A 25,379-nucleotide genomic window follows, 5' to 3' on the forward strand; every position below is an offset into this window, starting at 1 on the left:
ACCCAAGACGGGCGCCAATCTTTCGTGGCGTGCACAGCCGACATACCTTCTCATACATAGATCAGGCGCTAACGACGGCCAACGGCGGCCGCTGCGGAACGTATGCCCGTCCATAGGCACGAAGGAACGTGCGCACGGCGTTGCGGGCTGCACCCTCCAGCTGTTCATCGGTAGGCGTTCCACCAAACAATGTAACCAGCTGCAGATCTGCGTTGCCGAGCGCCACGAACTGCCGCGCTGCTACATCGAAATCGTCAATAACCAGCTCCCCGCTGTGGCTAAGCCTTGCCAGAAGCGCCGACAGCGCGTTCGTCAGCTTTCCGGGGCCTTGCTGCCGCCACGATTCGAAGAGGTGGGGATAATACTCACCTTCGGTCTGCACCAGCTTGCGCAGGAACTTGCCGTCATGATTGCAGACGCAGTTCTTGCTGAGCCGGACCGCGAATGCGGTCAGGTCGTCCTCAAGGTTATCCGCCTTGTCAGGAAAGCTCGACAGAACCGAAAACAGCATGGCATTGGCGCGGCTCGTCACATCGTCGACGACTGCGACAAACAGCGTTTCCTTGTCGCGGTAGTGGTTGTAGATGGTCTGACGCGATACGCAGGCCGCAGCTGCGATCTCGTCGATGCTCGCACCGGAAAATCCCTGGCGGCAGAAAACGTTCGCTGCAGCCTCCAGAATCGACAAGCGCTTGGCACATTGCCCGCGCATCGTATGTCCTGCGGCTTTCCTCGCCGGTGTCATCTTACTTTTCATAAAAGCGAAGATAATGCGTATTGACGTTTTAGACAATGGTGTCTAATTTGACATCCGTGTCCAGATTTATTGACACGTTGGTAGCAGGCGCGCGGGTCCTCCCAAGCGCGCGTTCGCCGGCCGCCGAACTCAAGAACCTTCGAGAGCAATGTGGCGGAGCGACAATCCGGTCCCTTCGCGCGGTTTCATGAAAGACAACGACTATGACGGCTCCCTTCTTTCGCATTGCCCTCATCCTGGGCCTGCTTTCGGCCATCGGTCCCTTCGCGATCGACATGTACCTTCCGGCGCTTCCCACGATCGGGCAGGATCTCCATGCGGATAACAGCGTTACGCAGCTGACGCTTCTCGCCTTCTTCATCTCCTTTGCGCTCGCCCAGCTTCTCTACGGTCCGATCTCGGACATTTGGGGACGCAAGGTGCCGCTCTATCTCGGCATCGGCATTTTCGCGCTCGCCAGCATCGGCTGCGCGCTGGCGACAAACATCGAAACTTTGATTGTCTTCCGCTTCATTCAGGGCATCGGTGGTGCTGCGGGCATGGTCGTGCCGCGTGCAATCGTCCGCGACATGCACACCGGCGTCCAGGCTGCCCGCCTGATGTCGCTGCTGATGCTGGTCTTCAGCATCTCGCCGATCCTTGCACCGCTAACGGGAAGTGCCGTTATCCAGTTCTATGGTTGGCGTGGCGTCTTCTGGGCGGTCATGATCGCCGCGTTCATCGGCCTCGTTCTTCTGGCGACGCAGCTCGACGAGACCCGAACGCAGCAGGATCGCGCCGGGAGCAGTTTCAAAACGGCGCTCACGGCCTATGCCTTTCTTCTTCGCGATCGCAACTTCCTGACCCTGACCTTCATCGGCGGTCTCGGCATTTCCGGCTTCCTTGTCTATCTCGCCAACTCCTCCTTCATACTGATCGAGCACTACGGACTGACGCCGGTGCAATACAGCTTCGCCTTCTCGATCAATGCCGTGTCGTTCTTCACGGTGTCACAGGCCACCGGCTGGCTCGGCGAGCGCTTCGGCCTCGTGCGTGTCATGCGCGTTGCCGTCGCCGCCTTTGCCTTCGTGATGGTTGCGTTCGCGGCCCTGATGTCGGCTGGCTTCGATCAGCTGCCGGTGATGATGGTCCTGCTCTTCATCGGCTATGGCTTCCTCGGCCTCGTCATCCCGACGAGCGCGGTGCTCGCCCTTGAGGATCACGGTGAGATTGCCGGGACAGCATCGTCGCTTATGGGCACGCTGCACTTCGTCATTGCCGCCGTGGCCATGGTGATTTCTGCGTTGTTTGCGGATGGCACGGCCATGCCGATGGCGGTGGGCATCGCGCTCTGCGCCTTGTTCGCCTTCCTGCTGACGCAGGCGACGCTCGGCCGCCGCGCTGTTGCTGCTCCGGCGGAGTAAGTATGAGGCCGCACCCGCTTGAGGGTGCGGCTATCAACCAGATCGTCGTGATCAAAACAGCGACGACTTAGGTGGCAGCCGATGTCACCTCCGTTCGGTCAACCCTGGAACTGGTGAAAGTGAATGACCAGTGAATCCGGCTCGGCGATGACGATCGAATAGAGCGGCGGCTCGAAGCAGTTGGTGGTCTGCGGCGAGACGAAATCGAGCGCCGTCTGGTGGTTGGTGCTACGCAGGATGGTGAAGGGGATGCCCTGCCGGTTGCCGGTGACGAGCCGGTGGAAATGCCCGGCGAAGACGTGGCGGACATCGCCATGCGCGGTCATCAGGTCGAAGAAAGGCTGCGGATCGGCAAGGCCGATGCTGTCGAGTGCCGGGAGATGCACCTTTGCCGGCGGATGATGCATGAAGAGATAGACCGGGCGACCGCGTGCCTCCTCCAGTCGCGCCGCCAGCCACGCGAGTCGCGCCGGGCAGAGCCTGCCCGTCACCTTGCCGTCGTTGAGCGTGTCGAGCGCGATGACCCGACCGTGCTGGAGGTCGATCGCCGCATGGGCGAAGCCGTCGGGCGTCACATGATCCGGAAAGGCGGCGGAAAAGTTCGCGCGGTCGTCGTGGTTGCCGAGCAGCAGGCGTGTTTGCAGCGGGAAGCGCGAAAGCCGTTCCTTCAGGGCCGCATAGGTGTCCGGCGTGCCGGTCTCGGAAAGGTCGCCGGAAACAACGACAAGCGCTGCATCGGCATGAAACCGCTCGATATCAGCGAGGCAGGCGTTGACGCGGGCGAGCGGATCGAGGCCTAGCAGCGTCTCGCCTGGCGGCATCAGGTGGAGGTCGGAAACATGGATCAGTTTCATGCGATAGCCCGTTCGTCCTGTAGCGAGCGGTCGATAAGCTGCAGCAGCTCGTCGCGCACCTGGGATGCAGCGGCGATCACCGGTCCGCCGGTCAGTAGCGTGCCGTTTTTGCCGGGGAAATCCTCCGTCCAGCCGCCGGCCTCGCGGATCATCAAAAGGCCCGCCATGCAGTCCCAGGCGTTGATGTGCGGCTCGTAATAGCCGGCAAGCCGGCCGCAGGCGACTTCGGCGAGCATAAGCGCGCCGGAGCCGTTGCGGATGAACATGCCGCCCGCCTCGAGCAGTAGGTGGATGAAGCGCGACACCTGCTTCACCGGGATGCGGAAATTGGCGCCGACGCCGAGAAGGCCGGTGGCGATAGCCGTCTTGCCGTCGACGCGCATCGGCTTGCCGTTTAGGAAAGCGCCGCCGTCCTTGCGGGCGACAAAGAGGTCGCCGGTGGTCGGTTGGCAGATGAGGCCGAGCACGGCCCCGTCGCCCCGCATGACGGCGATCGAGATGCACCACTGGTCGATGCCGTGCACGAAGCAGCTCGTGCCGTCGATCGGATCGACAACCCAGAGATAGCCGGAAGGCCCTTCGAGCAGTCCTTCCTCCTCGCCGAGCACGCCGTCATCCGGAAAAGTGGCGGCGATCCGCGCGCGGATCATCGCTTCCACCGCCTTGTCGGCCTCGCTGACGACATCCTGGCCGTTCAGCTTCTCGCCGGTCGCAAGCTTTGAAAGATCGGAAAAATAGGACAGCGCCGTCTCGGCGGCTTCGAGAATAATCCCTCTGGCAAGCACGAAGCGGGAGTCATCCGGGAATTCGCAATGCATGGCGTTCTTTCGGTCAGGGTGTGAAGCTCTGGCGAATGACGAAGTCGGGGATGACCCGTTCATAGGCCGGCGGCAGGTTCGGGTTTTCGAGGCGCCGCTCGACCATCTCGACGGCGCGCAACGCCATGATCTGCGGGTCCTGCCGGAAGGTCGTCAGCCGATAGCTCAGCCACGCGGCTTCCGGAACGTCGTCGAAGCCGATGACGGCGACATCCTGAGGGATGCGCAGGCCGAGTTCGGTGCGCACGAAATCCATCAGCCCGAAGGCGATCTGGTCGTTGGCGCAGAAGACGGCGTCGGGCCGCTCGCCGCCAGCAAACAGGGCGCGGGCCGCCGTCATGCCGCTCTCATAGTCGGAATCGGGGCCGCGGCCGATCGAGACCGAGGCGCCCAGCGCCTCGGCTGCTGCCGTAAACGCGGTCTCGCGCTCGCGGATGCTCGGCGTTCCGGAATGCGAACCGGCGACGGCGAGGCGACGCCTGCCGCTGTCGAAGAAGGCCGTCGCTGCCTTCCGGGAGGCTTCGGAATTGCCGGCGCGCACATGGTCGGCGCCGGGCTCGGAACGGCCAATGACGACGAGCGGCTGGCCGTTGCGGTGCGCCAGCTCGAAGAAGCTTTCCGGCGGTGAGCCGGAGAGGATGATCGTCGCCTCGGCGCGGTGGCCGATCAGCATCTTCTGCGCCGCCAGCATTTCGTCCTCGGTCTGGCCGGTATTGATGAGGATCGGGATGCTGCCGCGCTGGATCAGCGCCTTGGCGAGGGCGGCGGCGAGGTGGGCACGAAAGCCGACTTCCGGCCGCGTCGCGACGATGCCGACGAGCCGGCTCTGGTTGGCGAGCACGCCGCGGGCAAGGTCGTTCACGTGATAGCCGAGCTCGTCGGCGGCCTTCAGCACCTTTTCGCGGGTCGCTGGCGCGACGCTGGCGCCGGGCGTGAAGGTGCGCGAGACGGCCGAGCGCGAGACGCCGGCAAGCTGGGCGACCTGCTCGGCGCTGACGAAGCGCATGCGCTCCTTGCGCTGCTGCTTTTCTTCTTTCACCGTCTCGTCGTTCATTTTGATCTCTTAGTGCCCGACGCGGGACAGCACGTCGGCTTTCAGGAATCGCTCCACGATCAGCATAAAGACCAACGAGGGCACCAGCAGCAAGAGTGCGGTGATGGAGGCGATCTGATAGTTGCCGCCGGAGCCCGCGGTATAGAGAAGCAACGGCAGCATGTTCACGTCGGGCGCGCCGACGAAATAGCTGCCGGTGAACTCGTCGAGGCTTTCCAGGAACACGAAGATGGCGCTTGCCATCAGCCCGGGGGCCGCAAGCGGCAGGGTGATGTCGAGGAAGGCGCGCAGGGCGCCGGCGCCGGCCGAGCGGGCCGCCTGCTCAAGCTCGATGTCGATCGCCGAGAAGGCGGCGGTGGCGATCCAGACGGCATAAACGAGACCATGCGAGACATGCACCAGCACGACGCCGGGGATCGTGCCGTTCAAATGAATCTCATAGAAAATGCGTGCGACGTTGACGTAGACCGTCAGGTTCGGAAACGCCTGCGGGATGAGGAAGGCGAGCAGGATGAGGGCGCGGAACGGCAGCTTCAGCCGGGCCAGCGCATAACCCGCCGGGATCGCCAGCAGCAGCGAGACGACGACGGTGAGCACCGCGACGATCAGCGAGTTGGTGAGCGATTCGACCGCGCCGCCGCGCGGCGCAAAGACGCGCGCCCAGGAGCTGAAGCCGTATTCGAGCGGGAAGGTGTGCGGGAAATACCATTTCTCCGCGACCGTCCAGAGCAGCAGATTGAAGAGCGGCCCGAAGATGAAGAAGGCCAGCAGCCCGAAGATGATGCCGCGCGGAATCCACCACAGGGCGGCGAGCGGGCGGGACGGAATGGCGATTGCGGCGGCGGTCGTCATGCGCGCTCCTTGAGGCTTTGGCGGAGATAGATCCAGGCGACCGACGACGCGAGCACCAGCGACACGAGGCCGAGCGCATTGGCGACGCCGTAATCGCCATAGGCATTGACGCGGAAGGCGATGTCGGCGGTCAGCATGGTTGGCGACTGGGCATTGATCATCAGCGGCACGGAGAGCACCGACATCATGGTGACGAAGGACAGGATGAGGCCGACGGTCAGCGTCACGGCGACCTGCGGCACGAGGATTTCGAAGAGCAGCCGCAGCCGCGAGGCGCCGAGATTGCGCGCCGCCTCGATGGTGTCGCGGTTGACAGAGGCCATGGCGCCGGCGACGAGCAGCGCCACGAAGGGCGTCTGCTTCCAGACGAAGGCGATGACGATACCGCGCCAGTCGAGATAGCTCGTCGCATCGAGCGGCGTCATCAGTCCCATGCCGATCAACACGTTGTTCATCATGCCGCTCTTGGCAAGGAAGGTGCGGAGAATCTGGCCGACGACGATGAAGGGAATGAACATCGGCCAGCGATAGAGCCAGCGCAGGATGGCGACGGCAACCGGATGTTCGCCGAGCGTCAGGTAGCCGCCGATGGCGATCGAGGCAAGGCCGATCAGGATCGTCGACAGGCCGACGATCAGCACCGTGAAGACGATGTCGTTGGTATAGAGGTCGAAGGTCTTGGTGAAATTGCCGAGGCCGAATTCGCCGCCGTCGACGCGAAAGGCCCCGACCGCCGACATGATGAGCGGCAGGATGAAGAGAGCGGCAATCACCGCCAGCGCCGGTGCGACAAGCAGCAGACCGAGAAGACGTTTGGACATCGATCGACCTTCGAATGGATGGCTGCCCTTCTTCCAGAAAGGAGAAGGGAAGCCGTGATTTCAATACGGCCTCCCCATCCTTGCGGGACGGGGAGGCCGCTTCTTGCTTTACTTGACCGACTGCTCGTAGGCTTCGAGGATCGCGCTGTTGTAAGGAGCGATCGGGAAAGGCTTACCCTTCGAGGCAAGATCTTCCGGCGTGATGTCGACAAACAGCTTGTTCCAGGTGGCGTCATCGAGCTTCGGCTTGACAAACTGCGCGTCGATGCCCGGATACCAGTTGAACTTCTTGACGATGCCGTCAGCCTGGACTTCCGGGCTGGTGGCGAGCGCGATGAACTTCTCTGCGAGTTCCTTGTGGCCCGTTTTTGCCGGCACGACGTAGTGCATCGGCTGGCCCGGCATGCCCGGAGCCGGCAGAACCAGCTTCAGTTCCGGCGGCAGCTGGCCATTGGCCTGCCAGGAGTAGAACATGTCGACCCAGACCGGGCCCATGGCGATTTCGCCGCGCGACAGCAGGTCGAGCGTCCCTGCGTTGCCGGGGGTCAGCGTGGCGTTCTTGGTGAAGTCGGCCAGGCTCTTGAAGGCTTCGCCCCACTTGGTGGTCTCGTCCTTGTTGAACGGACCGGTCATCAGGTTGTTGGCGTCGCCGCCGCCGAAGGCGTAGATCCAGCCCATAACGAAGCTGACGCCGGAAGCGCCGCCCTTGATGCCGTTATAGCCGAACTGCTTCGGATGTTCCTTGGCCCAGGCAGCAAGTTCGGTGTAGCTCTTCGGTGGGGTCGGAACCATGGCCGGGTTGTAGGCGATGGCCGTCTGGCTGTTGAACATCGGCATGACGTAGCCGTCGACGTCCGAGCCGAGAGCGTTCTTGGCGTTGGCGCGCGAGACAAGCTTGCCGGTGTCGATGTCGCTGCGGTACTTTTCGAGATAGCCCTTCTGGACCATCGGGCCAGCGAACTTCTCATGCACGACGGCAACGTCGACGTCCCATGTCGGGCTGTTGGCAGCGGCCTGGGCGTCGAAACGCTCGAGGATCTTCTGCGAGCCGGCATCGCCAGGGCCAGTGCCGACGGCGCGAACCGTGTTGCCCGGATAGGTCTTTTCGAACAGCGGGCCGAGATACTGGTTGATGTAGTCGACCATGTTCTGGTCGCCAGCGGTGGCAACCGTCAGCTCGTCGGCCTTTACGGGAAGGGCAGCGAGAGCGACAGCGAATGCTGCATAAGTAAGTCTCTTCATAATTGCTTCTCCAGAAATGAAAGGTCAGGCGTGAACTTTCCCGGCCGTCGGCAGGGAAATGGCGGGCGCCGGCTTTGCGTCCGGCGAATTGAAAAGGAAAAGGGCTTCGGGCGCGATATGGACGCTCACCTGTTCGCCGGGTTCGAAGGCGCGCGGCGAATCGGCCATGATCTCGCGGTGGGCGAGCCGAACCGAGTGGCGCCAATGGCCGCCGGGATAACTGACGGCGGAGACTTCGCCGCGGAACGTGATGCCGGGACCGACGATCGGCGTATCGGCCGCGAAAAGCTGGGCCGCTTCCGGGCGGAAGCGCGCCTCGACGATACCGGATGCCAGCGGGCGGGCCATCAGCGCTACATGGCCCGCGGCATTGGCCGGGCCGGCAGCGATCGCGAAGCTGTCGCCCTGCAGCGTGCCTTCCAGCGTGATGACATTCTCGGCGCCCATGAAGGCGGCGACGAAGGCCGAGGCCGGACGGTTGTAGACCTCTTCCGGCGAGCCCTGCTGCGCGATGCGGCCGGCATTCATGATGACGATGCGGTCGGCCATCACCATGGCTTCCTCGCGGTCGTGGGTGACGTGGATGGCTGTGATGCCGAGCCGCTTCTGCAGGGCGCGCAGTTCGTGGCGCACGGTCAGGCGGATGCGGGCGTCGAGGTTGGAGAGCGGCTCGTCGAGCAGCAGGATTTCCGGATCTACGGCGAGCGCCCGGCCAAGCGCCACGCGCTGGCGCTGGCCACCCGAGAGCGCCGAGGGCTTGCGGTTGCCGAGACCGTCGAGCCCGAGGAGTGTCTGCATCGCGCCAACACGTTCGGCGATTTCGGTTTTCGGCACACGCTTCAGCTTCAGGCCGTAGCCGATGTTCTGCGCCACCGTCATGTGTGGCCAGAGCGCGTAGGACTGGAAGACCAATGCCATGCCGCGCTTATCGGGCGGCAGCACGGTCACGTCGCGATGGCGCACGCTGACCTGGCCGGCGGAAGGGGTGATGAAACCGGCGAGAACACGCAGCAGCGTCGTCTTTCCGCAGCCCGAAGAGCCGAGTAGGGCGACGAACTCGCCGCGGGCGACACTGAGATTGATATCGTTCAGAACCTTGGTGTTGCCATACTGGCAGGCAACAGAATTCAGCTCCAGAAACGCGTCCTGGTTCATAGCTTCTCCTCCCATTGCACGGCTGTGCAATCCGATTGTGAGCTTAGTAGAAGCTTTGTTTAACAGCCAGATGACATGACATTTTTTTTATGCTGCGCCGCAGCGCGCGTCTCCCTAAGCCATGGCATTCTCAGAGGTTTTCGCGGCATTTGATCGAGTTCCGCCCCTATTGACACCAGGAAACGATTCCGCCTAATGTCGTAAACGTTTACGGGATGCGTTTCGGGAGGAAACCAGAAGCGGTCCACCGGAGGAAATCGTGACATTGAATGCAGTTCTCTGCGGTTGCGGAGCTATGTCCAAGGGCTGGTTGCGCGCTATAAAGGAAACCCCGGCACTTGCGGCAGCAATTGAGGTCAAGGGTCTCGTCGACGTCAATCAGGCGGCGGCTGACAAGCTTGCCGAGGAATTCGGTCTGGGTGGCGCCGTCATAGGCACGGACCTCGCCGACGTCATTGCCAGATCCAAGGCCGATATCGTCTTCGACGTGGTTATCCCGACTGCTCGATTTAACATCGTCTCGACTGCGCTCAAGGCCGGCTGCCATGTGCTCAGCGAAAAGCCAATGGCGACCTCGCTGGCCGAGGGCGCCGCACTGATCGATCTCGCTGCCGAGACCGGCAGGATACACGCCATTATCCAGAACCGCCGCTTCATCTCAGGCGTTCGACGCATGCGCCGGTTTATCGAAAGTGGGGCGATCGGCGACCTGACGGGCATCCACTGTGACTTCTTCCTGGCGCCGCATTTCGGCGGCTTCCGCGAGGAGATGGAAAACGTCCTGTTGCTCGACATGGCGATCCACACATTCGACGCGGCTCGCTACGTGGCCGACAAGAAGCCGCTTGCCGTCTACTGCATCGAGCGCAATCCGAAGGGCTCCTGGTATCAGCACGGCGCATCGGCCAACGCCACGTTTGAATTCGCAGACGACGTCGTGTTCACATATCGGGGCTCCTGGTGTGCCGAGGGCGAGCGCACCAGTTGGGAAAGCCAGTGGCGCCTAGTCGGCTCCAAGGGGATGCTGACCTGGGACGGTGAGGAGGGCTTCAAGGCGGCGGTTGCCGGCAACGAGCCTGGGCTTCTGCGCGGCATCACGACCGTGGAGGTTCCGGTGCCCGAGAACGACGAGGAAACCCACGGCCACGCCAGTGTCATTTCAAGCTTCGTCGAGGCGATAAAGACCGGCGAACGCCCGGAAACGGCAAGTTCGGACAACATCAGAAGCCTCGCCATGGTCTTCGGCGCAATCGAGAGCGCCAAGACCGGCCAACGCATTGAAATTTCAGCATAGGATTGAGATTGTGAGCAACCCCGCCAAGTCCATTCGCGTCGGAACCATGGTCAGCGCCTCCAAGGGCGGCGCCGACAAGCGCATCGGCCAGATCGCCGACATGGGCTTCGAAAGCTTCGAGCCATTCTTCTGGCAGACCACCAACGGCCAGGATCTCGCCGAGCTTGGCAAGCGCTCGCTCGATGCCATCGGCGACCGTGATATCACCATCTCGACGCTCGGCATGTTCGGCAATCCGCTCGAAACAACCGATATCGACCTTGATACATTGGAGGGCTGGAAGGATTGCATCGACAATGCGCATCATTTCGGCGCTACCTGCGTTGCCGGCTTTACCGGCCGCATCCGTGGCAGCGTGCTCACCGACAGCCTGCCGCGCTACAAGCAGGTGTGGAGCGAGCTTGCCAAACGTGCCGCCGACAAGGGCGTCAGGATCGCCTTCGAGAATTGCGCCATGGACGGGAACTGGGCGACAGGCGACTGGAACATCGCGCACAACCCGGACGCTTGGGAATTGATGTTCAACGAGACGCCGGATGACAATATCGGCATCGAATGGGAACCGTGCCACCAGATGGTTTATCTCATTGATCCGCTGCCGCAGATCCGCAAGTGGGCCTCGAAGATTTTCCACGTCCACGGCAAGGATGCGACGATCCGCTGGGATGTCATCAAGGAGCATGGCATCTTCGGCAAGGAAAAGTTCGTCTTCATGCGCACGCCGGGTTTCGGCGACAGCAACTGGACCGACATCATTTCCGAGCTTCGCCTTGCCGGCTGGTCCGGTTCGATCGATATCGAGGGCTGGCATGACCCCGTTTACCGCGATGCGTTGGAGATGACTGGCCAGGTTCACGGGCTCAACTATCTGAAGAACTGCCGTGGCGGAGATTTCGTTGTTGATCCCTGATCGACCACCTATGGTAGGCGAACGCCGGGCGGGGAGGCTTGGCGGCGCCATGACTGACATGGATCTTTTCGCGGCTCTGCCGCTTTTTTGGGAGGAAAGCATGAAAAGAATTGCAAGACTTGCGCTGGTGCTCGGCACGACGATGCTTATGACATCGATCGGCCATGCCGAGCAGAAGACCTTCAAGATCTGGTGGTTCGAGGAGCCGACGACTGCCCAGGGCATCGTCTGGAAAGAAGCGCTCGAGGAGTTCAAGACCAAGCATCCCGACGTCTCGGTCAGTTTCGAGCAGAAGACCTTTCAGCAGTTGCAGGCCGCTGGCGGCATGATCCTCAATTCCGATCAGGCGCCCGACGTTCTCGAATACAACAAGGGCAACGCGACGGCTGGCTTGGTTGCAAGCCAGGGATTGCTGACCAATCTGGACGACTACGTGAAGAAGGAAGGCTGGGACAAGATCCTGAACGAGGGCGATCTTGTTCTCAGCCGCTATGACGAAAAGGGCATCTACGGCTCCGGTCCCGTGTGGGGCGTCTCGGTGTTCGGCGAATATGTGTCGTGCTTCTACAATATCGACATGTTCGAAAAGGCTGGCCTCAAGCCGCCGTCGACGCTGGAAGAATGGGTCGCTGCCATGGAAGCCTTCAAGCAGAAGGGTCTGACGCCCCTTGCGCTTGGCGCCATCGACACCAGTGGCCAGCATCTGCTTGCCTCTCTCGCCTATACCAAGGCCGATGACGCCTGGGTTCAGAACTATCAGGGTCTGAAGGCTCCCCTCGATGGCGCGCCTTATCTCTATGCGGCCCAGACGCTGGTGGATTGGGTCGGTAAGGGCTACATCAACAAGGACTCGACGGGTATGAAGGACCCGGACGCGGCTCTGCTCTTTACCTCCGGCAAGGCGCCGATGTACGTCTCGGGCACGTGGAATCTTGGCACCTTCGCTTCGACCATCAAGGATTTCAAATGGGGTCAGTTCGTGATTCCGACGCCGAAATATTCGGTCGGTTCGACGGGCAATCTCTGGGTCGTTCCCAAGGCTAGCAAAAGTCCCGATCTCGCCGCCGAGTGGATCAGCCTGACTCTGTCACCAAAGTATCAGGCCGCACTCGCCAATGCCGGCGGCGTTCCGATCGCTGCGGATCCGGCCGCGATCACCAACCCGATCGGCAAGAACGCTGCTGCGGTTTTCAAGCAGATCTCTGACAAGAGCGGCCTTGGCTTCTATCCGGACTGGCCGGTTCCCGGCTATTACGACGTGCTCAATCAGAAAGACACTGGTCTCTTCCAGGGCAGTCTGACTGCGGATCAGTTCATCGAACAGATCAAGCAGGTCTACGACGACGCGCAGGAAAATCAGTAGCGCCACCCAAGCGCTGGGCTGCGCCTCCGGGTGCAGCCCTCGTGGGAGGTTGAAGGAAGAACGATATGGCACTATCCAGCCAGCGATCGGGCAGCAGTTCACCAAGCTATGGCCTCTACCTGATCCCCGGGTTGATCGGCTTCACTCTGATCGTGCTGATACCCCAGCTTGCCAATCTGGGGCTGAGCTTCACGGCATGGAAAGGCGTCGGCACGCCGCGGCCTGTCGGCCTGCAAAACTATCAGCGTCTGCTGACCGACGACCAGTTCTGGGGGTCGATGTATCACACGCTGCTGTTCATCTTTTCGATGACGGTGATACCGGTCTGCATTGGCCTAGTGCTGGCCGCACTGCTGTTCGACTATGTCAGGGACGAGTTCGGGGAATGGGTCTCTAGCTTCTTCAGGGCCGGTTTTTATCTGCCGCAAATTCTCCCCGTGACGGTCGCGGGCGTGCTTTGGGGATGGATTCTCAATCCCGTCGGCGTCATCAACATCACCCTGAAGGCCATCGGTCTCGGCAATCTCGCCCAGAACTGGATCGGCGATGCGACTTACGCGCTTGCTGCCGTCTCGCTCGTCATCGTCTGGATACAGGTCGGCTATTGCCTTGTGGTATTCATGGCAGGTCTGTCGCGTATCGACCCTTCTCTCTACGAGGCTGCCGAGCTTGACGGTGCAGGCTGGTGGAGCCGGTTAGTGACGATCACCATTCCGCTGCTGGCGCCGGAGATTTTCGTCGTTGTGCTGACCACGCTGATCGCAGCGCTCAAAGTCTTCGCGCCGATCTTCGTCATCACTGCCGGCGGGCCCGACAATGCCACACTCGTGCCTTCCTATCTGACCTACTACCACTTCTTTACCACGCAGCGCGTCGGCTATGCAGCGGCGATCGCCGTCGTGCAGACGACCCTGACAATCGCCCTGGCGGTAATCTTCCTGCGCTTCCAGAGCCGGCAGGAGCCGAAGGAGTAGATCATGGCCTATTCAGCTCTCAGCGACGGTACGACCAAGGTCAAGGCGACGGCTGCAACCCGCCGCACTCAGCGCAATCCCATGCGGTGGTTGGTTCTGGCGATCCTTATTCTACTCCTCGCCTTCACGCTGTTTCCGTTTTTCCTGGCGCTGCTCAACGCCGTCAAGGCGAGCGCCGAATATGCTGTCGGCGGACCGCTTTCGATTCCACGGTCGATCGATCTCACAGCAGTCGAAAAATTCTGGACGACCTCTGATTTCAGCCGCAAGCTCATCAACAGCGTGATGATCAGTCTCGCCGTCTCGGTGTTGGGGGTGCTGATCAGCCTGTTCAATGCCTATGCGATCGGCATCGGCAAGGTACGGGGCTCACGCGTGATTTTGGTGGTTTTCCTTCTCGGCATCATGGTCCCGCAGGAGTCGATCATTTACCCGCTCTATTACATGGCGAAAGCGACGGGGCTCTACGATACGCAGCTTTCCGTCATCATTATATTCGCGGTCCTGCAAAGCGCTTTTGGGACCTACTTGCTATCGACCGTGCTGAGTACCTTTCCCAAGGAAATCCTCGAAGCCGCTGAGATGGACGGCTCGACCCACTGGAAGACGCTGTGGTTCGTCGTGGTTCCGGTCTTGCGGCCGACGCTGATGGTCCTGGGAACCTTCTTCTTCATCTGGACCTGGAATGAATTCCTGATCCCGCTGGTCATGCTGGTGTCCAACAACAATCAGACGGTGTCGGTGGCCATGGGCCTCACCCGCGGCCAGAACATGTCGGACCCGGTACTGCAGGCTTCGGCGGCGTTCCTGGGCATCGTACCGACTGTAATCTTCTTCCTGATCTTCCAGCGCACGTTGACGCGCGGTATCGCTGCCGGAGCAGTCAAATGACGACATTTTTCACCCTTGGCCATTTCACCGGTCCCGTTCCGGGACCAGCAAGGTTTTCGGCATGAACCAGGATATCCAGATCGAACTCTCCGGGATCGAGAAGCATTACGGTGCCTACCACGCCCTGAGGAACATCAACCTTTCGATTGCCAAAGGGACATTCGTGGCGCTGGTTGGTCCATCGGGATGCGGCAAGTCCACGCTCCTGCGCTCGCTTGCCGGGCTGGAAAAAATTTCCGGAGGTACGCTGAAGATTGCCGGCGAGGTGATGAACGATGTCCCTCCGCGCATGCGCGATATCGCCATGGTGTTCCAGTCCTATGCGCTTTACCCGCATATGACCGTCGAGCAGAACCTCACCTACTCGCTGCGGATGCGCAAGGTCCCGAAGCCCGAGGCGAAGATCAAGGCGGAGGAGGTCGCCAGGATCGCCGGGCTGACAGGGCTGCTGGACCGCTATCCCCGGCAGCTCTCCGGCGGCCAGCGCCAGCGCGTCGCCATGGGCCGCGCCATTATCCGCAACCCGAAGGCCTTCCTGTTTGACGAGCCGCTGTCCAATCTCGATGCCGCGCTGCGTGTGTCGATGCGCAAGGAGATCCGTGCGCTACATGACCGGCTGCATGCGACCTCGGTCTATGTGACGCATGACCAGATCGAAGCCATGACCATGGCCGATCATGTCGTCGTCATGCGCGACGGGGTGATCGAGCAGCAGGGCAGGCCGCTTGATCTTTACGACAGGCCCGCCAACCGGTTTGTTGCAGGCTTCATCGGCTCACCGGCGATGAATTTCATCCCGGCGGTCGTCGGCGAAGACGGAAGGACCCTCACTCTCGATCTCGGTGCGGCGAAGCAAAGGATCGTCTCCGGCAATCAGTTGCAGCCGGGGCTCGAGGTGACGGCAGGGCTTCGTCCCGAACATCTCGATATTGTCGGACAGGGGCAGGGGATTTTCGATGTGCCTGTTGCCTTCGTGGAATCGACGGGTTCATCGACCTTCGTGGCGACAGCCACCACGCCGGAGCTGACCATCGTCCAAACCGGCCGCGGCAGCCTGCTGTCAGGCGAAACGATCGGCGTCACCGTCGATCCGCAGCACCTTCACCTCTTCGACAAGACAAGCGGCGTCAGGATCTGACGCCGCCTCGGCTTTTTCAGCGCCCGCCTTCAATCTTGCGGTTGCGCTGATTGATGCCGTGCGGACCGTACGGATACTGACCGGGCGTCGGCGCACTAATGTCGGTCAGCTTTGTCATCTCCTCGTCCGAGAGGACCAGTTTGGCGGCGCCGAGGTTGTCGGCCAGCTGTTCTGTGGTGCGCACACCAAGAATGACAGAGGTTACGGCCGGTCGGGCAGCAACCCAGGCAAGCGCCACCTGTGCCATGCTGACGCCGCGGGCCTTGGCAATCTCTTCGACCGCGCCGATGATGCCCCAGGTCCGCTCCTGCGCGTTGCGCGCTTCATAGGCCTCGCCGCCGCGCTTCGGATTCTCGCCGAGGCGCGTGACGCCGGTCGGTATCTGGTCCCGCTTGTATTTTCCGGTCAGCCAGCCGCCGCCTAGCGGCGACCAAGGCAACAGCCCCATGCCGGCATCCTGGCAGGCAGCGACGATCTCGAGCTCGATGTCGCGCATCAGCAGATTATACTGCGGTTGCAGGGTCACCGGGCGCGTGTATCCTTTTGCCTTGGCAATCTCGACCGCCTTTGCGATGTGCCAGCCGACATAGTTTGAGAAGCCGTAATAGCCGATCTTGCCGGCGGAAACCGCGTCATCAAGGAAGCGAAGTGTTTCCTCGATAGGCGTAAGAGCGTCCCACGCATGCATCTGGTAGAGGTCGATATGTTCGACGTCGAGGCGCCTCAGCGAGTCGTCCAGTGCCTGATTGAGGTGCCGGCGCGACAGGCCGATGTCGTTCGGTCCCGTGCCCATCGGAAAGCGCCCCTTGGTGGCGATCACCGCCTGACGTGCTTCCGTCGGATGGGACTTCAGCCATCGGCCAATAATCTCCTCCGACTTTCCGGCACTGTAGACGTCAGCTGTATCGACGAAATTTCCACCCCATGCGAAGTAGTCATCCAGAAGCTTGTGCGAAGCGGCTTCATCGGCCTCTGTTCCGAATGTCATGGTGCCCAGGCAAAATGACGTTACGACGGCCCCACTGTGCCCCAACTTGCGATAGTCCATTTAAACATCCTCCTTGCTTATTCGGTATCATGGTTGAAGAATCGGTAGCCCGCTTACGGCCCACTATGGCCGCTTCCTCCAGAGGGGGTTGTTCGATTCATCGAATTTCATTTCGAATGCAGCGATGCCCTGTGAGGGTTCCGACGGACGTCTTGGCATGTCACAGGCGCTACTTTGGTTTGTACCAATTCCAATCGGACACTGTTGTACAATGCACTTTTGGGGCTGCAAGTGTTCAGCACGGCAAAAGAGTTCGGATGTGCATGGATCCTCTTCAATTCCTAGTGTTCAGGCAGGCTCCGCTTCGGCTGTTGCGAAGGCATGGCGCTAGTTCGTATGGTTGGCGCAACCCGGTCTGAATGTCTTTTGATCGTGCGATGGGAGACTGGAATTGATATCTGATGATGCACCGAAGTCGCTCGAGCTTGAGAACATCTCGCGTCGCTTCGGAAACACCTATGCCGTCAGGGAGTTGTCGCTGTCTATTGCGCCGGGTGAAGTCATCTGCCTTGTCGGGCACTCGGGCTGCGGAAAGACGTCCCTTCTGAGGATCATTGCCGGTATCGATACCGCGGACCGGGGTGTGATCCGCATACGTGGCGAGTACGTTGCCGGGCCGTCCCGTTTCGTGGAACCCGAGATGCGCAATATCGGCTTTGTATTCCAGGACTATGCGCTGTTTCCGCATCTGACAGTCGAGCAGAATGTGCTTTTCGGCTTGAGAAACCTTCCAAGGCAGGACGCCAGGACAAAGGCTATGGCGATGATCGCGAGGGTAGGGCTCACGCATCTTACTTCGCGTCATCCGCACATGCTTTCGGGCGGCGAGCAGCAGCGTGTCGCCTTGGCGCGGGCACTCGCTCCGGGCACAGACATTCTGCTGATGGACGAGCCGTTCTCAAATCTCGACAGAGGACTGAGGGAGCAGATGCGCGACGATACACTCTCCCTCTTGCGCTCGATGGGGACGACTGTCGTGATGGTCACGCACGATCCCGAGGAGGCTCTTTCCGCAGGTGATCGTGTCGTGCTGATGCGCGCCGGCGAGATTGTCCAGCAGGGTAGTGGATATGAGCTCTTCCACTCTCCCAATTCACGCTATGCGGCGGATTTCTTTACCGCGTTCAACAAAGTACAGGGAATATACCGCAACGGGCAGATCCACACGCCGATAGGTGCCTTCCCCTCTGCTCGCCAGCTTCGGGAGGAAAGCCAGGCCGTCGCCTACATTCGGCCGAGCGACATCACCGTGACGACAGCGCAGTCCGGGCTCAGCGGCCGCATCGTCCAACGAGTGCTATTGGGTGAGATTGAGCAACTTGCTGTCAAACTGGACGGGCTGGAGGAGCCGATTTGCGTCCGCTCGCTGGATCATCGACCGCCCGACACCGGGGAGGTAGGAATTTCCATCCGCAGCGAAGCCGTGCTGACCTTTCCGAACCCATGAGGTCGGTTGGCCGCCGGTCACTATTTGGTGAACGTTAGCTCAATAACTTGACCGCTTCTATCATGTATGTTGCTTCTAAATGGCGTTCCAAAGGGGGAGATTGTGCGCCATGATCAGGGAAACAATTGTGACGCTTACCATCGCGGGCTCTGCGCTTTTCACGCTCGCAAGCGCCGCGACGGCTGCCGAAGTCAACATTTACACGACGCGTGAGCCCGGACTTATCCAACCGCTTCTCGATTCCTTCAAGGCTTCGACGGGCATCAACGTTAACACGGTCTTCCTCAAGGACGGCATGCCGGAGCGGGTCCTGGCAGAGGGCGAGAGCTCACCAGCCGATATCATGATGGCGGTCGATGCCGGAAATCTCGTTGATCTGGTTGAAAAGGGCGTTACCCAGCCCGTCTCCTCGGACCTTCTTTCGAAGGCCATACCGGCAGAGCTTCGTGATGCCGACGGCAACTGGTTCGCGCTCTCGATGCGGGCGCGCGTCCTTTACGCCGAGAAGAACCTCGATCTCGCCGCCTTCAACTACGAGGATCTTTCCGATCCGAAGTGGAAGGGCAAGGTTTGCATTCGCTCGGGTCAACACCCCTACAATACCGCCCTTTTCGCGGACTTTGTCGCCCACTACGGCGCCGATGAAACGGAGAAGTGGCTGACCGGGCTTAAGGCCAATCTCGCCCGCAAGGCCGGCGGTGGCGACCGCGATGGTGCAAAGGATATCCTCGGCGGCATCTGCGACATCGCAATTGCCAATTCCTACTATGTCGGTCTGATGCGCTCCGGCAAGGGCGGTGAGGAGCAGGTTGCCTGGGGCAATGCCATCAAGGTCATCCTTCCGACCTTCAAGAATGGCGGGACGCAGGTCAACGTCAGCGGTGCTGCCGTGGCGAAGCATGCGCCCAACAAGGCAGAAGCAATCAAGCTGCTGGAGTATCTGGTCTCCGACGAGGCACAGAAGATTTACGCCGAAGCGAACTTCGAATACCCGGTCAAGGCCGGCGTCGCGGTTGATCCGATCATTGCATCGCTAGGGACCCTCAACATCGACAAGACGCCGCTCAGCGAGATTGTCAGCCATCGTAAGCAGGCGAGCGTGCTCGCGGAAAAGGTCGGCTTCGACAATTGACGGATTGACGACATGCCGGAAAACGGCATGTCGTTTTCCACGGCGCGTGTCTTCAACTCTCCCACGTTCGGGCTTCTTGGTATGGCGGCGATTTGCTGGCCGTTCGGGGTGGCTCGTTGCTTCCGCAGCCGTGACGCTCGTCATGCTTCTGCCGTTCGCCTCGCTTGTGTATCAGGCGTCGAAGGGGTCGCCGGGGCTATGGTTGCATCTGGTGTCGACGGTGCTGCCTGTTGCCCTGGTAGACACGCTCTTGCTACTCGGAGGCGTCGGGCTTCTGGCAGGTGCACTGGGTACGATGCTGGCCTGGCTCGTAACCGCCTTTGAGTTTCGCGGACGCTGGGTGCTAGAGTGGGCGCTGCTGCTTCCACTCGCTGTGCCGACCTACATTATCGCCTATGCATATCTTGACATTCTTCACCCGATAGGTCCGGTCCAGGGAGTGATCCGTTGGGTGCTTGGGTACTCCAGCCCGCGCGAATTCCGGCTGCCGGATATCCGCTCGATGACGGGCTGCGTCCTGCTGCTTGGGTTTGTTCTTTACCCTTACGTGTATATTCCAACGCGTGCGATATTCCTCATGCAATCGGCGAGCCTCATCGAGGTGTCGCGAACGCTTGGTGTGTCGCGTCGCGGCATCTTCTGGCGTGTGGCGCTTCCACTTGCGCGGCCGGCGGTCGCGGTTGGTGTCAGCCTCGCCCTGATGGAAGCACTCAACGATATCGGTGCTGCGGAGTTCCTCGGCGTGCGGACGCTTACAGTGTCGATCTACACGACCTGGATCACACGTTCGGATTTGCCAGGCTCCGCCCAGATTGCGCTTTTCCTGCTGCTGTTCGTTGTCGCGCTCGTTGCCATGGAACGCTGGGCGCGACGGCGGCAGCGCTACTCGGTCTCGGCTCAGCGGTCGCGGGTCTTCGAGCCCCGTCGCGTCGGCGGTGCACCGGGTGTGTTGCTGCTTCTTGCCGGCATGTTACCGGTTCTCTTCGGGTTCGGGGCACCCGCCATCTTTCTGCTTGGCGAGGCTTACAAGCGCTGGCGGTTCGCCGGGCTCTCCGAGCGGTTCTTCAGCGAGATGACGAACACATTGCTGTTTGCGGCGACCGCCACAATCTTGACCGTCGCAGCCGGGCTGATCGTTGCCTATGCCGGTCGAGTTTCGGGCAGCAGGATGGCCCCGTGGTTCTACCGCCTTTCCACCATGGGATACGCGGCTCCCGGCACGGTCGTCGCAATCGGCGTGCTGATTGTCGCTGCAAGTTTCGATGGCCTGTTCGACCGCGCGACGAAGCAATGGTTCGCAAACTCGGCCGGACTTCTACTCATCGGTTCGGGCGGTGCGGTGCTCTATGCCTACGCCACGCGCTTCCTGGCAATTTCCGCGGGCAGCATCGAGGCAGGGCTGTCGCGGATACCACGCGCCTTCGATCACGCGGCTCGAACGCTCGGCACGTCGGCTGGTGGCACGCTGTTTCGGATACACCTGCCGTTGTCGAAGGCGTCGCTGGCAGCCGGTGCCCTGCTTGTCTTCGTCGACTGCGTAAAGGAGTTGCCGGCCACGCTGCTGCTGCGTCCGCTGAACTTCGAGACCTTTGCAACCCATCTCTACGGGGAAGCCGCCCGCGGCACGTACGAGGAGGGGGCGATTGCAGCGCTTGCGATCGTTGTTATCGGCATTCTGCCGGTCATACTGCTTGCGCAGGTCGGCCGACGGAAGGCATGGGCGCGGTAACGTGTTTCACGATGCACATCAAGATATCAGATGCAAAATGCGAAGGCGGAACCGTTCCGCTCTCTGCTGCCATGGGGAGAGCACCCCGAGGGTGAAAATAGTCGGTAGCGTGGCTCCCGCTCAGCGATCAGTCATCAGTCGCAGGACGATATCCTGATCGTAGTTGCCGAAGCCTCGTCCGAAGATGTTGATGCCTCCGGGGTGCTTGGCACCCTGCTTGACGGCGATCCGCAGCCGGATCGAGTGATGACTGCCCAAATCGAGGTCGGCAAGCGACACCGGCGAGATCTTGATGCCGTCCACATAGCTACCGTCCGGCATTACCCGCCAGGTTTTCAGCTTGCCATATTGACTGCCTTTCAGTTTCCACCAATCCGGCGTGTAAACGCCACGTTTATCCCCGAAGTCGCCCGGCGACATCCATGTGCCGATTTCCTTCCCGTTTACCGAAAGTGTAATATCACTTGGCCAGTCGGCCGACGTGCCCGGCACCTCAGAACTCAATTCCATCGAAAATTCCATCGATTCAATGACGTTCTGGCTGAGCTTGGCGTTGTTCGGAAACTGATATTCCAGATAGCCGCGCGTGAACCAGACCAGCCCGGCTTTCATCCGGTCAGGATCCAGAAATGCATGCGGAACATCCAGCAGGCCGATAATTCCTTCCGTCGAGCATAGTCCACAAGGGGCGGACACTTCACAGCTCGTATAAAGGCCGATCGGCATCGACACTTCGATAACGCGCGAGTTCAAGGGCGCGATGTCTTCCTTGAACATCACGAGGATTTCGTCGAATGTCGAATGGCAAATCTTCTGATTTCCCTTTCGGGCCTTCTGCGTTTCCGTTCGTATGAGGCCAGCCGCCTCGAGAATCTGGATATTCATCGACACGGTTGATTGGGGGAGGTCGAGCTTCGCAGCGATATCGTTGCCATTCATCGATCCGTCGACGTGCAGAAGCTTGAGAATGCGCACCCTGACCGGCGAAGCCAGGCCTTTGAGCACCTCGATACTCTCCTCGGGATCAACGACCAGAAAGTTGCGGCTCATGCTAAATTCCGATGAAAAGTGAAACTTTCATTTGTGTATCAGCGAAGCCGATTTAATCCAAGGGCATGTTGAGCCTTGAGGCCCCGCATGCAGGTCACTACCGGCAAACGCGATCGGCACGGCGAGGTCGCTATCAGCCGACCCGGGTGACCGCTCGGCGCCAATCTCTAGATCGTTCGTGCCTCGACCGCCTGCCATCCATCGCGAATGTGGCGGTAGCCCTCCCGGTAAACCGCTTCCGGTGTCTCGGAGAAGTCGCGCCACACCTTCGTGGCAGCGGCCAAATCCTTGAGTGATCGGCCGAAGGCTTCGATTGTCAGCCATCCGTCGTAGCCGCTGGCCCGGATCGCGCGAAATGTCTCGGGCCACGGAATATTGCCCCGTCCAGGCACGCCGCGGTTGTTCTCCGAGATATGCACGTGCGCAATGCGGTCCTTGTTGCGGGTGAAGGCGCCAACCGGGTCCTCCTCCTCGATATTGCTGTGAAACGTATCGTACATCGCGCGGACGTTAGGGTGACCGATTTCATCGATGTGCGCGGCGAGGGCGTCCATCGTATTCAGCAGGTAGCATTCGAAGCGGTTCAGTGCTTCGAGCCCGATGACAACGCCGCGCCCCGCTGCGTGGTCGCCGATCTTGCGTTGCGAGGTGACCGAGAGAGCTAATTCCGTTTTCGTGGGGCCGGCGCCGGAGAAGTGACCGAGGGTCGAATGAAGGGGTCCGCTTAGCGTGTCGGCGCCAAGCGCGGCGGCGCAGTCGATTGCCCATTTCATGTAGGCCACACCGCGCTCACGTGTCGCGCTTTCCGGTGATATCAGATTCATCGCCGGATCTCCCATCGCGGACACAGCGGTGCGCGCCAATCCAATCCGGTCAAGGAGGTCACCGAGCTGGCGATAGTCCTCGGGAGTACCTTCGAATATCGGGATCTCGACACCGTCAAAGCCCGTTGCCTTGATGTCCCGAAGGATGCCTTCGTGCCGGCCACTGACGTGTGTCGTCCAGAGAAACATGCACATGCCTATTCTCATATTCCCTCCCGCGCTGCCACGCAGCAGCTGTTCTCCATGTGTGCAATCTGGTAATACCACGTTGGTCACTCGCGTCAAACGCAGTGAACGGAGCCGGATGTGCCAAGATTACGTATTTATCTATAAAATAATATCAATTAGTCATTTAGTGAAGTTCACAATGCAATCACCGTGCCTTGCGATACGAAGGATTTTGCGATAGACCATCTACTATGGTGCCAATTGGCCGAACCAGATAGCTGGTAAAGCTGGTGGCGCGCTCGCGAAAGCGATAGACATTGATGTTAGTCTGGGAGGACGACCATGCATCTTTCTACCCATAACTGGATGCGGGCAGAACCGCTCGCCGTAACGCTCAAGCGCATCAAGAGATACGGCTACGAGAGCATCGAGATTTCAGGCGAACCGACCCAATACGACGTAAAGGAGACGCGTGCGCTGCTGCGGGAGTACGGGATCCGTTGCTGGGGGGCGGTAACGTTGACGCTCGGCGAGCGAAACCTTGCTGCAAGGGACGAAGGCCAGCGGGCGAAGTCTGTCGATTACGTCAAGGATGTCATCACGATGGTGAGCGCGCTCGAAGGGGAGATCGTGACGCTGGTCCCGGCGACCGTCGGCAAAGTGGTGCCGGATGGCACTGAGGAAGAGGAGTGGGGATGGGTGGTGGAGGCGACAAAAGAATGCTTCGCCCATGCGCAGAAAGCAGGCGTAAGGATCGCGATTGAACCCCTGAACCGATTTGAAACCTACCTCTTCAATCGTGCGGCCCAGGCACTTGCCCTTGCCGATGCCGTCCACCCTGACTGCGGTGTCTGCCTGGACGCATTCCACCTCAATATCGAGGAGGAGGATATGTACGATGCAATCCGGCTTGCAGGAAAGCGGCTTTTCGATTTCCACGTCGCGGACAACAACCGCTTCGCGGCGGGGCTTGGCCATCTCGATTGGCCGAGGATTGTCGCGACGCTGAAGGAAGTCGGCTATGACGGCGCGCTGACCAACGAGTTTGTCGCTCCTGTGGACCGGACGCCGGCAGCGAAATATCCCGACATGGTTGAACGCAGCCCCGTGGACATTCCGCCGGAACAACTGAAGTTTATTCAGGATCATGGCTCCAGCCTGCTCACCGAGAAATTCTACGACGATCAAATGCGGATTACGGCAGAAACCATCCTTCCGCTGATCAAGTGACGATTGGCACTGAGGATGACCGCGGCCGGAGCGCCGCCACGGCGAGGAAGCCGAAATGCGCATCAAGACAGTAGACGCCTGGTGGGTTCGCATCCCCATCGAAGCAAGCCGCCAGCACAGCAGCGATTTCGGTCGGCTGACAACCTTTGATTCGGCGATACTGCGCATCGAAACCGACGATGGTCTTGTTGGTTGGGGCGAGGGCAAGAATGCGGCCGGCAGCGCCGGCACCTACGGCACACTCGTGCATATGCTCAACCACGAAGTCGGACCGAAGCTGATCGGGCGTGATCCCTCCGACATTTCGGCAATATGGGAGATGCTATACAACGGTGTGCGTCACGAGACGGCTGCCAGGACCGGCCATTCGATGCCGGAATTGTCGCGTCGCGGGCTATCGGTCGCTGCGATCAGCGCCGTGGATATCGCTCTTTGGGACATCCTTGGGAAGTCACTGGGCGTGCCGGTCTGGAAGCTGCTTGGCGGTCGCAAGGCGGAGCGTTTGCCGGCCTATGCCTCCGGTGGTTGGGAAGATGTCGACAAGATCGGTGACCAGCTTCAGTCCTACATTGCCGCAGGCGGCTTCGGCGCGGTCAAGATGCGCGTGGGAGCCATGGATGGGGCGCCGCATGTATCGGCGGCTCGCGTGCGGGCGGCCCGCAAGTCGCTCGGTGCCGCGGTCGAACTGATGGTCGATGCGCACGGAACCTATACGGTGGCCGACGCCAAGCGGTTCATCCAGCTTGTCGGCGACTGTGATCTCGCCTGGTTCGAGGAGCCGGTCGTTGCCGATGACAAGCCGGGCATGGCGGAGGTGCGCGCTGCCGGAAACGTGCCGATTGCCGCCGGCGAGAGCGAGGCGACCCGCTTTGCCTTTCGTGACCTCGCCATGCTGCGGTCGGTCGATATATTCCAGCCTGACCCTGCCTTTTGCGGCGGCATCACCGAGGCGATGCGGATCGCGGCGCTGGCCAGCGCCTTCAACCTTCGCTTCGCGCCGCATCTGTGGGCGGGCGCCCCATGTTTCTTCTCGGGCCTGCACGTTTGCGCTGCCTCGCCGGCGAGTTTCGTCGTTGAATATTCGCTTGGCGCAAACCCGATGATTCATGACCTCGTCGAGGAGACGGTTTCGGTAAAGGAGGGGATGATAGAGATTCCCGAGAAACCCGGCTTGGGCTTCACGATCAATGAACGCATTCTGGAGGCCCACGCGCAAAGACATTGA

The 25,379-nt window shown here is 60.7% G+C and carries 23 protein-coding genes; 12 read left to right on the forward strand and 11 right to left on the reverse strand.

Going from position 1 to position 25,379, the window contains the following annotated elements; translation table 11 throughout:
* Positions 1-61: 61 nt before the first annotated feature.
* Positions 62-793 (reverse strand): TetR/AcrR family transcriptional regulator, encoded by a 732-nt coding sequence (locus tag ASC90_RS18625; protein ID WP_056543283.1) that lies wholly within the window; start codon positions 791-793, stop codon positions 62-64.
* Positions 794-960: 167 nt separating this feature from the next.
* Here ASC90_RS18625 and ASC90_RS18630 point away from each other — a divergent pair, with 167 nt between their 5' ends.
* Positions 961-2,160, forward strand: coding sequence for a multidrug effflux MFS transporter (locus ASC90_RS18630; RefSeq protein WP_056543285.1), 1,200 nt, complete (start codon positions 961-963; stop codon positions 2,158-2,160).
* A 98-nt stretch (positions 2,161-2,258) separates the two neighbouring features.
* Here ASC90_RS18630 and ASC90_RS18635 read toward each other — a convergent pair whose 3' ends face one another.
* The 7 genes from ASC90_RS18635 to ASC90_RS18665 all read right to left on the reverse strand — a co-directional run bounded on the left by ASC90_RS18635 (position 2,259) and on the right by ASC90_RS18665 (position 8,956).
* Positions 2,259-3,014 carry a phosphodiesterase gene (locus ASC90_RS18635; RefSeq protein ID WP_056543289.1) on the reverse strand — a complete coding sequence of 252 codons (756 nt, stop codon included), beginning with the start codon at positions 3,012-3,014 and terminating at the stop codon, positions 2,259-2,261.
* Entirely contained in the window at positions 3,011-3,832 is an 822-nt protein-coding gene (locus ASC90_RS18640) for an inositol monophosphatase (RefSeq protein ID WP_056543291.1), read from the reverse strand. Before ASC90_RS18640 ends, ASC90_RS18635 begins: the two co-directional genes overlap by 4 nt.
* A 13-nt stretch (positions 3,833-3,845) precedes the next feature.
* Positions 3,846-4,886 carry a LacI family DNA-binding transcriptional regulator gene (locus ASC90_RS18645; protein ID WP_056543293.1) on the reverse strand — a complete coding sequence of 347 codons (1,041 nt, stop codon included), beginning with the start codon at positions 4,884-4,886 and terminating at the stop codon, positions 3,846-3,848.
* A gap of 9 nt (positions 4,887-4,895) precedes the next feature.
* On the reverse strand, positions 4,896-5,738 hold the full coding sequence (locus ASC90_RS18650) for an ABC transporter permease subunit (protein WP_056543296.1): 843 nt from the start codon (positions 5,736-5,738) through the stop codon (positions 4,896-4,898).
* Entirely contained in the window at positions 5,735-6,559 is an 825-nt protein-coding gene (locus ASC90_RS18655) for a sugar ABC transporter permease (protein WP_056543300.1), read from the reverse strand. The genes ASC90_RS18650 and ASC90_RS18655 overlap by 4 nt, the downstream gene beginning before the upstream one ends.
* Before the next feature lie 108 nt (positions 6,560-6,667).
* Positions 6,668-7,801 carry an extracellular solute-binding protein gene (locus tag ASC90_RS18660; RefSeq protein ID WP_056543303.1) on the reverse strand — a complete coding sequence of 378 codons (1,134 nt, stop codon included), beginning with the start codon at positions 7,799-7,801 and terminating at the stop codon, positions 6,668-6,670.
* Between the two features lie 24 nt (positions 7,802-7,825).
* Positions 7,826-8,956, reverse strand: coding sequence for an ABC transporter ATP-binding protein (locus tag ASC90_RS18665; RefSeq protein ID WP_056543307.1), 1,131 nt, complete (start codon positions 8,954-8,956; stop codon positions 7,826-7,828).
* A 259-nt stretch (positions 8,957-9,215) separates the two neighbouring features.
* Here ASC90_RS18665 and ASC90_RS18670 point away from each other — a divergent pair, with 259 nt between their 5' ends.
* The 6 genes from ASC90_RS18670 (at position 9,216) to ASC90_RS18695 (ending at position 15,526) form a co-directional block, all read left to right on the forward strand.
* Complete coding sequence (locus ASC90_RS18670; RefSeq protein WP_082519980.1) at positions 9,216-10,250, forward strand: Gfo/Idh/MocA family oxidoreductase; 1,035 nt, start codon at positions 9,216-9,218, stop codon at positions 10,248-10,250.
* Positions 10,251-10,260: 10 nt separating this feature from the next.
* Positions 10,261-11,160 carry a sugar phosphate isomerase/epimerase gene (locus ASC90_RS18675; RefSeq protein ID WP_056543313.1) on the forward strand — a complete coding sequence of 300 codons (900 nt, stop codon included), beginning with the start codon at positions 10,261-10,263 and terminating at the stop codon, positions 11,158-11,160.
* 100 nt (positions 11,161-11,260) lie between these two features.
* Positions 11,261-12,523 carry an extracellular solute-binding protein gene (locus ASC90_RS18680; RefSeq protein WP_056543673.1) on the forward strand — a complete coding sequence of 421 codons (1,263 nt, stop codon included), beginning with the start codon at positions 11,261-11,263 and terminating at the stop codon, positions 12,521-12,523.
* A gap of 65 nt (positions 12,524-12,588) precedes the next feature.
* Entirely contained in the window at positions 12,589-13,497 is a 909-nt protein-coding gene (locus ASC90_RS18685) for a sugar ABC transporter permease (protein WP_056543316.1), read from the forward strand.
* Between the two features lie 3 nt (positions 13,498-13,500).
* Positions 13,501-14,388: a carbohydrate ABC transporter permease gene (locus ASC90_RS18690; RefSeq protein ID WP_056543319.1), complete on the forward strand. Its 888-nt coding sequence runs from the start codon at positions 13,501-13,503 to the stop codon at positions 14,386-14,388.
* Positions 14,389-14,449: 61 nt separating this feature from the next.
* On the forward strand, positions 14,450-15,526 hold the full coding sequence (locus tag ASC90_RS18695) for an ABC transporter ATP-binding protein (protein WP_056543322.1): 1,077 nt from the start codon (positions 14,450-14,452) through the stop codon (positions 15,524-15,526).
* Positions 15,527-15,542: 16 nt separating this feature from the next.
* On the opposite strand, the gene ASC90_RS18700 is transcribed toward ASC90_RS18695, so the two are convergent.
* Positions 15,543-16,574 carry an aldo/keto reductase gene (locus tag ASC90_RS18700; RefSeq protein ID WP_056543325.1) on the reverse strand — a complete coding sequence of 344 codons (1,032 nt, stop codon included), beginning with the start codon at positions 16,572-16,574 and terminating at the stop codon, positions 15,543-15,545.
* A gap of 391 nt (positions 16,575-16,965) precedes the next feature.
* Here ASC90_RS18700 and ASC90_RS18705 point away from each other — a divergent pair, with 391 nt between their 5' ends.
* The 3 genes from ASC90_RS18705 (at position 16,966) to ASC90_RS18715 (ending at position 20,882) form a co-directional block, all read left to right on the forward strand.
* Positions 16,966-18,021 (forward strand): ABC transporter ATP-binding protein, encoded by a 1,056-nt coding sequence (locus ASC90_RS18705; protein ID WP_244480418.1) that lies wholly within the window; start codon positions 16,966-16,968, stop codon positions 18,019-18,021.
* A 109-nt stretch (positions 18,022-18,130) separates the two neighbouring features.
* The gene (locus ASC90_RS18710) at positions 18,131-19,153 is read left to right on the forward strand and encodes an extracellular solute-binding protein (RefSeq protein ID WP_056543331.1); all 1,023 of its coding nucleotides are present in this window, start codon (positions 18,131-18,133) and stop codon (positions 19,151-19,153) included.
* 142 nt (positions 19,154-19,295) lie between these two features.
* Positions 19,296-20,882 (forward strand): iron ABC transporter permease, encoded by a 1,587-nt coding sequence (locus tag ASC90_RS18715; RefSeq protein ID WP_056543676.1) that lies wholly within the window; start codon positions 19,296-19,298, stop codon positions 20,880-20,882.
* A gap of 120 nt (positions 20,883-21,002) precedes the next feature.
* On the opposite strand, the gene ASC90_RS18720 is transcribed toward ASC90_RS18715, so the two are convergent.
* Both ASC90_RS18720 and ASC90_RS18725 read right to left on the reverse strand, forming a co-directional pair.
* Entirely contained in the window at positions 21,003-21,932 is a 930-nt protein-coding gene (locus ASC90_RS18720; protein WP_056543334.1) for a helix-turn-helix domain-containing protein, read from the reverse strand.
* Positions 21,933-22,099: 167 nt separating this feature from the next.
* Positions 22,100-22,963, reverse strand: a complete 864-nt coding sequence (locus ASC90_RS18725; RefSeq protein WP_056543337.1) for a sugar phosphate isomerase/epimerase — start codon at positions 22,961-22,963, stop codon at positions 22,100-22,102.
* A gap of 303 nt (positions 22,964-23,266) precedes the next feature.
* On the opposite strand from ASC90_RS18725, the gene ASC90_RS18730 reads away from it, so the two are divergent.
* Together ASC90_RS18730 and ASC90_RS18735 are read left to right on the forward strand one after the other, a co-directional pair.
* Positions 23,267-24,154, forward strand: coding sequence for a sugar phosphate isomerase/epimerase (locus ASC90_RS18730; RefSeq protein WP_056543340.1), 888 nt, complete (start codon positions 23,267-23,269; stop codon positions 24,152-24,154).
* Between the two features lie 55 nt (positions 24,155-24,209).
* Complete coding sequence (locus ASC90_RS18735) at positions 24,210-25,379, forward strand: mandelate racemase/muconate lactonizing enzyme family protein (RefSeq protein ID WP_056543343.1); 1,170 nt, start codon at positions 24,210-24,212, stop codon at positions 25,377-25,379.

The sequence above is a fragment of the Rhizobium sp. Root1220 genome (genome assembly GCF_001426265.1).
Taxonomy (GTDB): Bacteria; Pseudomonadota; Alphaproteobacteria; order Rhizobiales; family Rhizobiaceae; genus Rhizobium.

What these genes read in the sequence shown, in the direction of transcription:
- ASC90_RS18630 (WP_056543285.1), top strand. Translation starts at nt 961, where the DNA reads ATGACGGCTCCCTTCTTTCGCATTGCCCTCATCCTGGGCCTGCTTTCG.
- ASC90_RS18635 (WP_056543289.1), bottom strand. Translation starts at nt 3,014, where the DNA reads ATGAAACTGATCCATGTTTCCGACCTCCACCTGATGCCGCCAGGCGAG.
- ASC90_RS18640 (WP_056543291.1), bottom strand. Translation starts at nt 3,832, where the DNA reads ATGCATTGCGAATTCCCGGATGACTCCCGCTTCGTGCTTGCCAGAGGG.
- ASC90_RS18645 (WP_056543293.1), bottom strand. Translation starts at nt 4,886, where the DNA reads ATGAACGACGAGACGGTGAAAGAAGAAAAGCAGCAGCGCAAGGAGCGC.
- ASC90_RS18650 (WP_056543296.1), bottom strand. Translation starts at nt 5,738, where the DNA reads ATGACGACCGCCGCCGCAATCGCCATTCCGTCCCGCCCGCTCGCCGCC.
- ASC90_RS18655 (WP_056543300.1), bottom strand. Translation starts at nt 6,559, where the DNA reads ATGTCCAAACGTCTTCTCGGTCTGCTGCTTGTCGCACCGGCGCTGGCG.
- ASC90_RS18660 (WP_056543303.1), bottom strand. Translation starts at nt 7,801, where the DNA reads ATGAAGAGACTTACTTATGCAGCATTCGCTGTCGCTCTCGCTGCCCTT.
- ASC90_RS18665 (WP_056543307.1), bottom strand. Translation starts at nt 8,956, where the DNA reads ATGAACCAGGACGCGTTTCTGGAGCTGAATTCTGTTGCCTGCCAGTAT.
- ASC90_RS18680 (WP_056543673.1), top strand. Translation starts at nt 11,261, where the DNA reads ATGAAAAGAATTGCAAGACTTGCGCTGGTGCTCGGCACGACGATGCTT.
- ASC90_RS18685 (WP_056543316.1), top strand. Translation starts at nt 12,589, where the DNA reads ATGGCACTATCCAGCCAGCGATCGGGCAGCAGTTCACCAAGCTATGGC.
- ASC90_RS18690 (WP_056543319.1), top strand. Translation starts at nt 13,501, where the DNA reads ATGGCCTATTCAGCTCTCAGCGACGGTACGACCAAGGTCAAGGCGACG.
- ASC90_RS18695 (WP_056543322.1), top strand. Translation starts at nt 14,450, where the DNA reads ATGAACCAGGATATCCAGATCGAACTCTCCGGGATCGAGAAGCATTAC.
- ASC90_RS18700 (WP_056543325.1), bottom strand. Translation starts at nt 16,574, where the DNA reads ATGGACTATCGCAAGTTGGGGCACAGTGGGGCCGTCGTAACGTCATTT.
- ASC90_RS18710 (WP_056543331.1), top strand. Translation starts at nt 18,131, where the DNA reads ATGATCAGGGAAACAATTGTGACGCTTACCATCGCGGGCTCTGCGCTT.
- ASC90_RS18715 (WP_056543676.1), top strand. Translation starts at nt 19,296, where the DNA reads ATGCTTCTGCCGTTCGCCTCGCTTGTGTATCAGGCGTCGAAGGGGTCG.
- ASC90_RS18720 (WP_056543334.1), bottom strand. Translation starts at nt 21,932, where the DNA reads ATGAGCCGCAACTTTCTGGTCGTTGATCCCGAGGAGAGTATCGAGGTG.
- ASC90_RS18725 (WP_056543337.1), bottom strand. Translation starts at nt 22,963, where the DNA reads ATGAGAATAGGCATGTGCATGTTTCTCTGGACGACACACGTCAGTGGC.
- ASC90_RS18730 (WP_056543340.1), top strand. Translation starts at nt 23,267, where the DNA reads ATGCATCTTTCTACCCATAACTGGATGCGGGCAGAACCGCTCGCCGTA.
- ASC90_RS18735 (WP_056543343.1), top strand. Translation starts at nt 24,210, where the DNA reads ATGCGCATCAAGACAGTAGACGCCTGGTGGGTTCGCATCCCCATCGAA.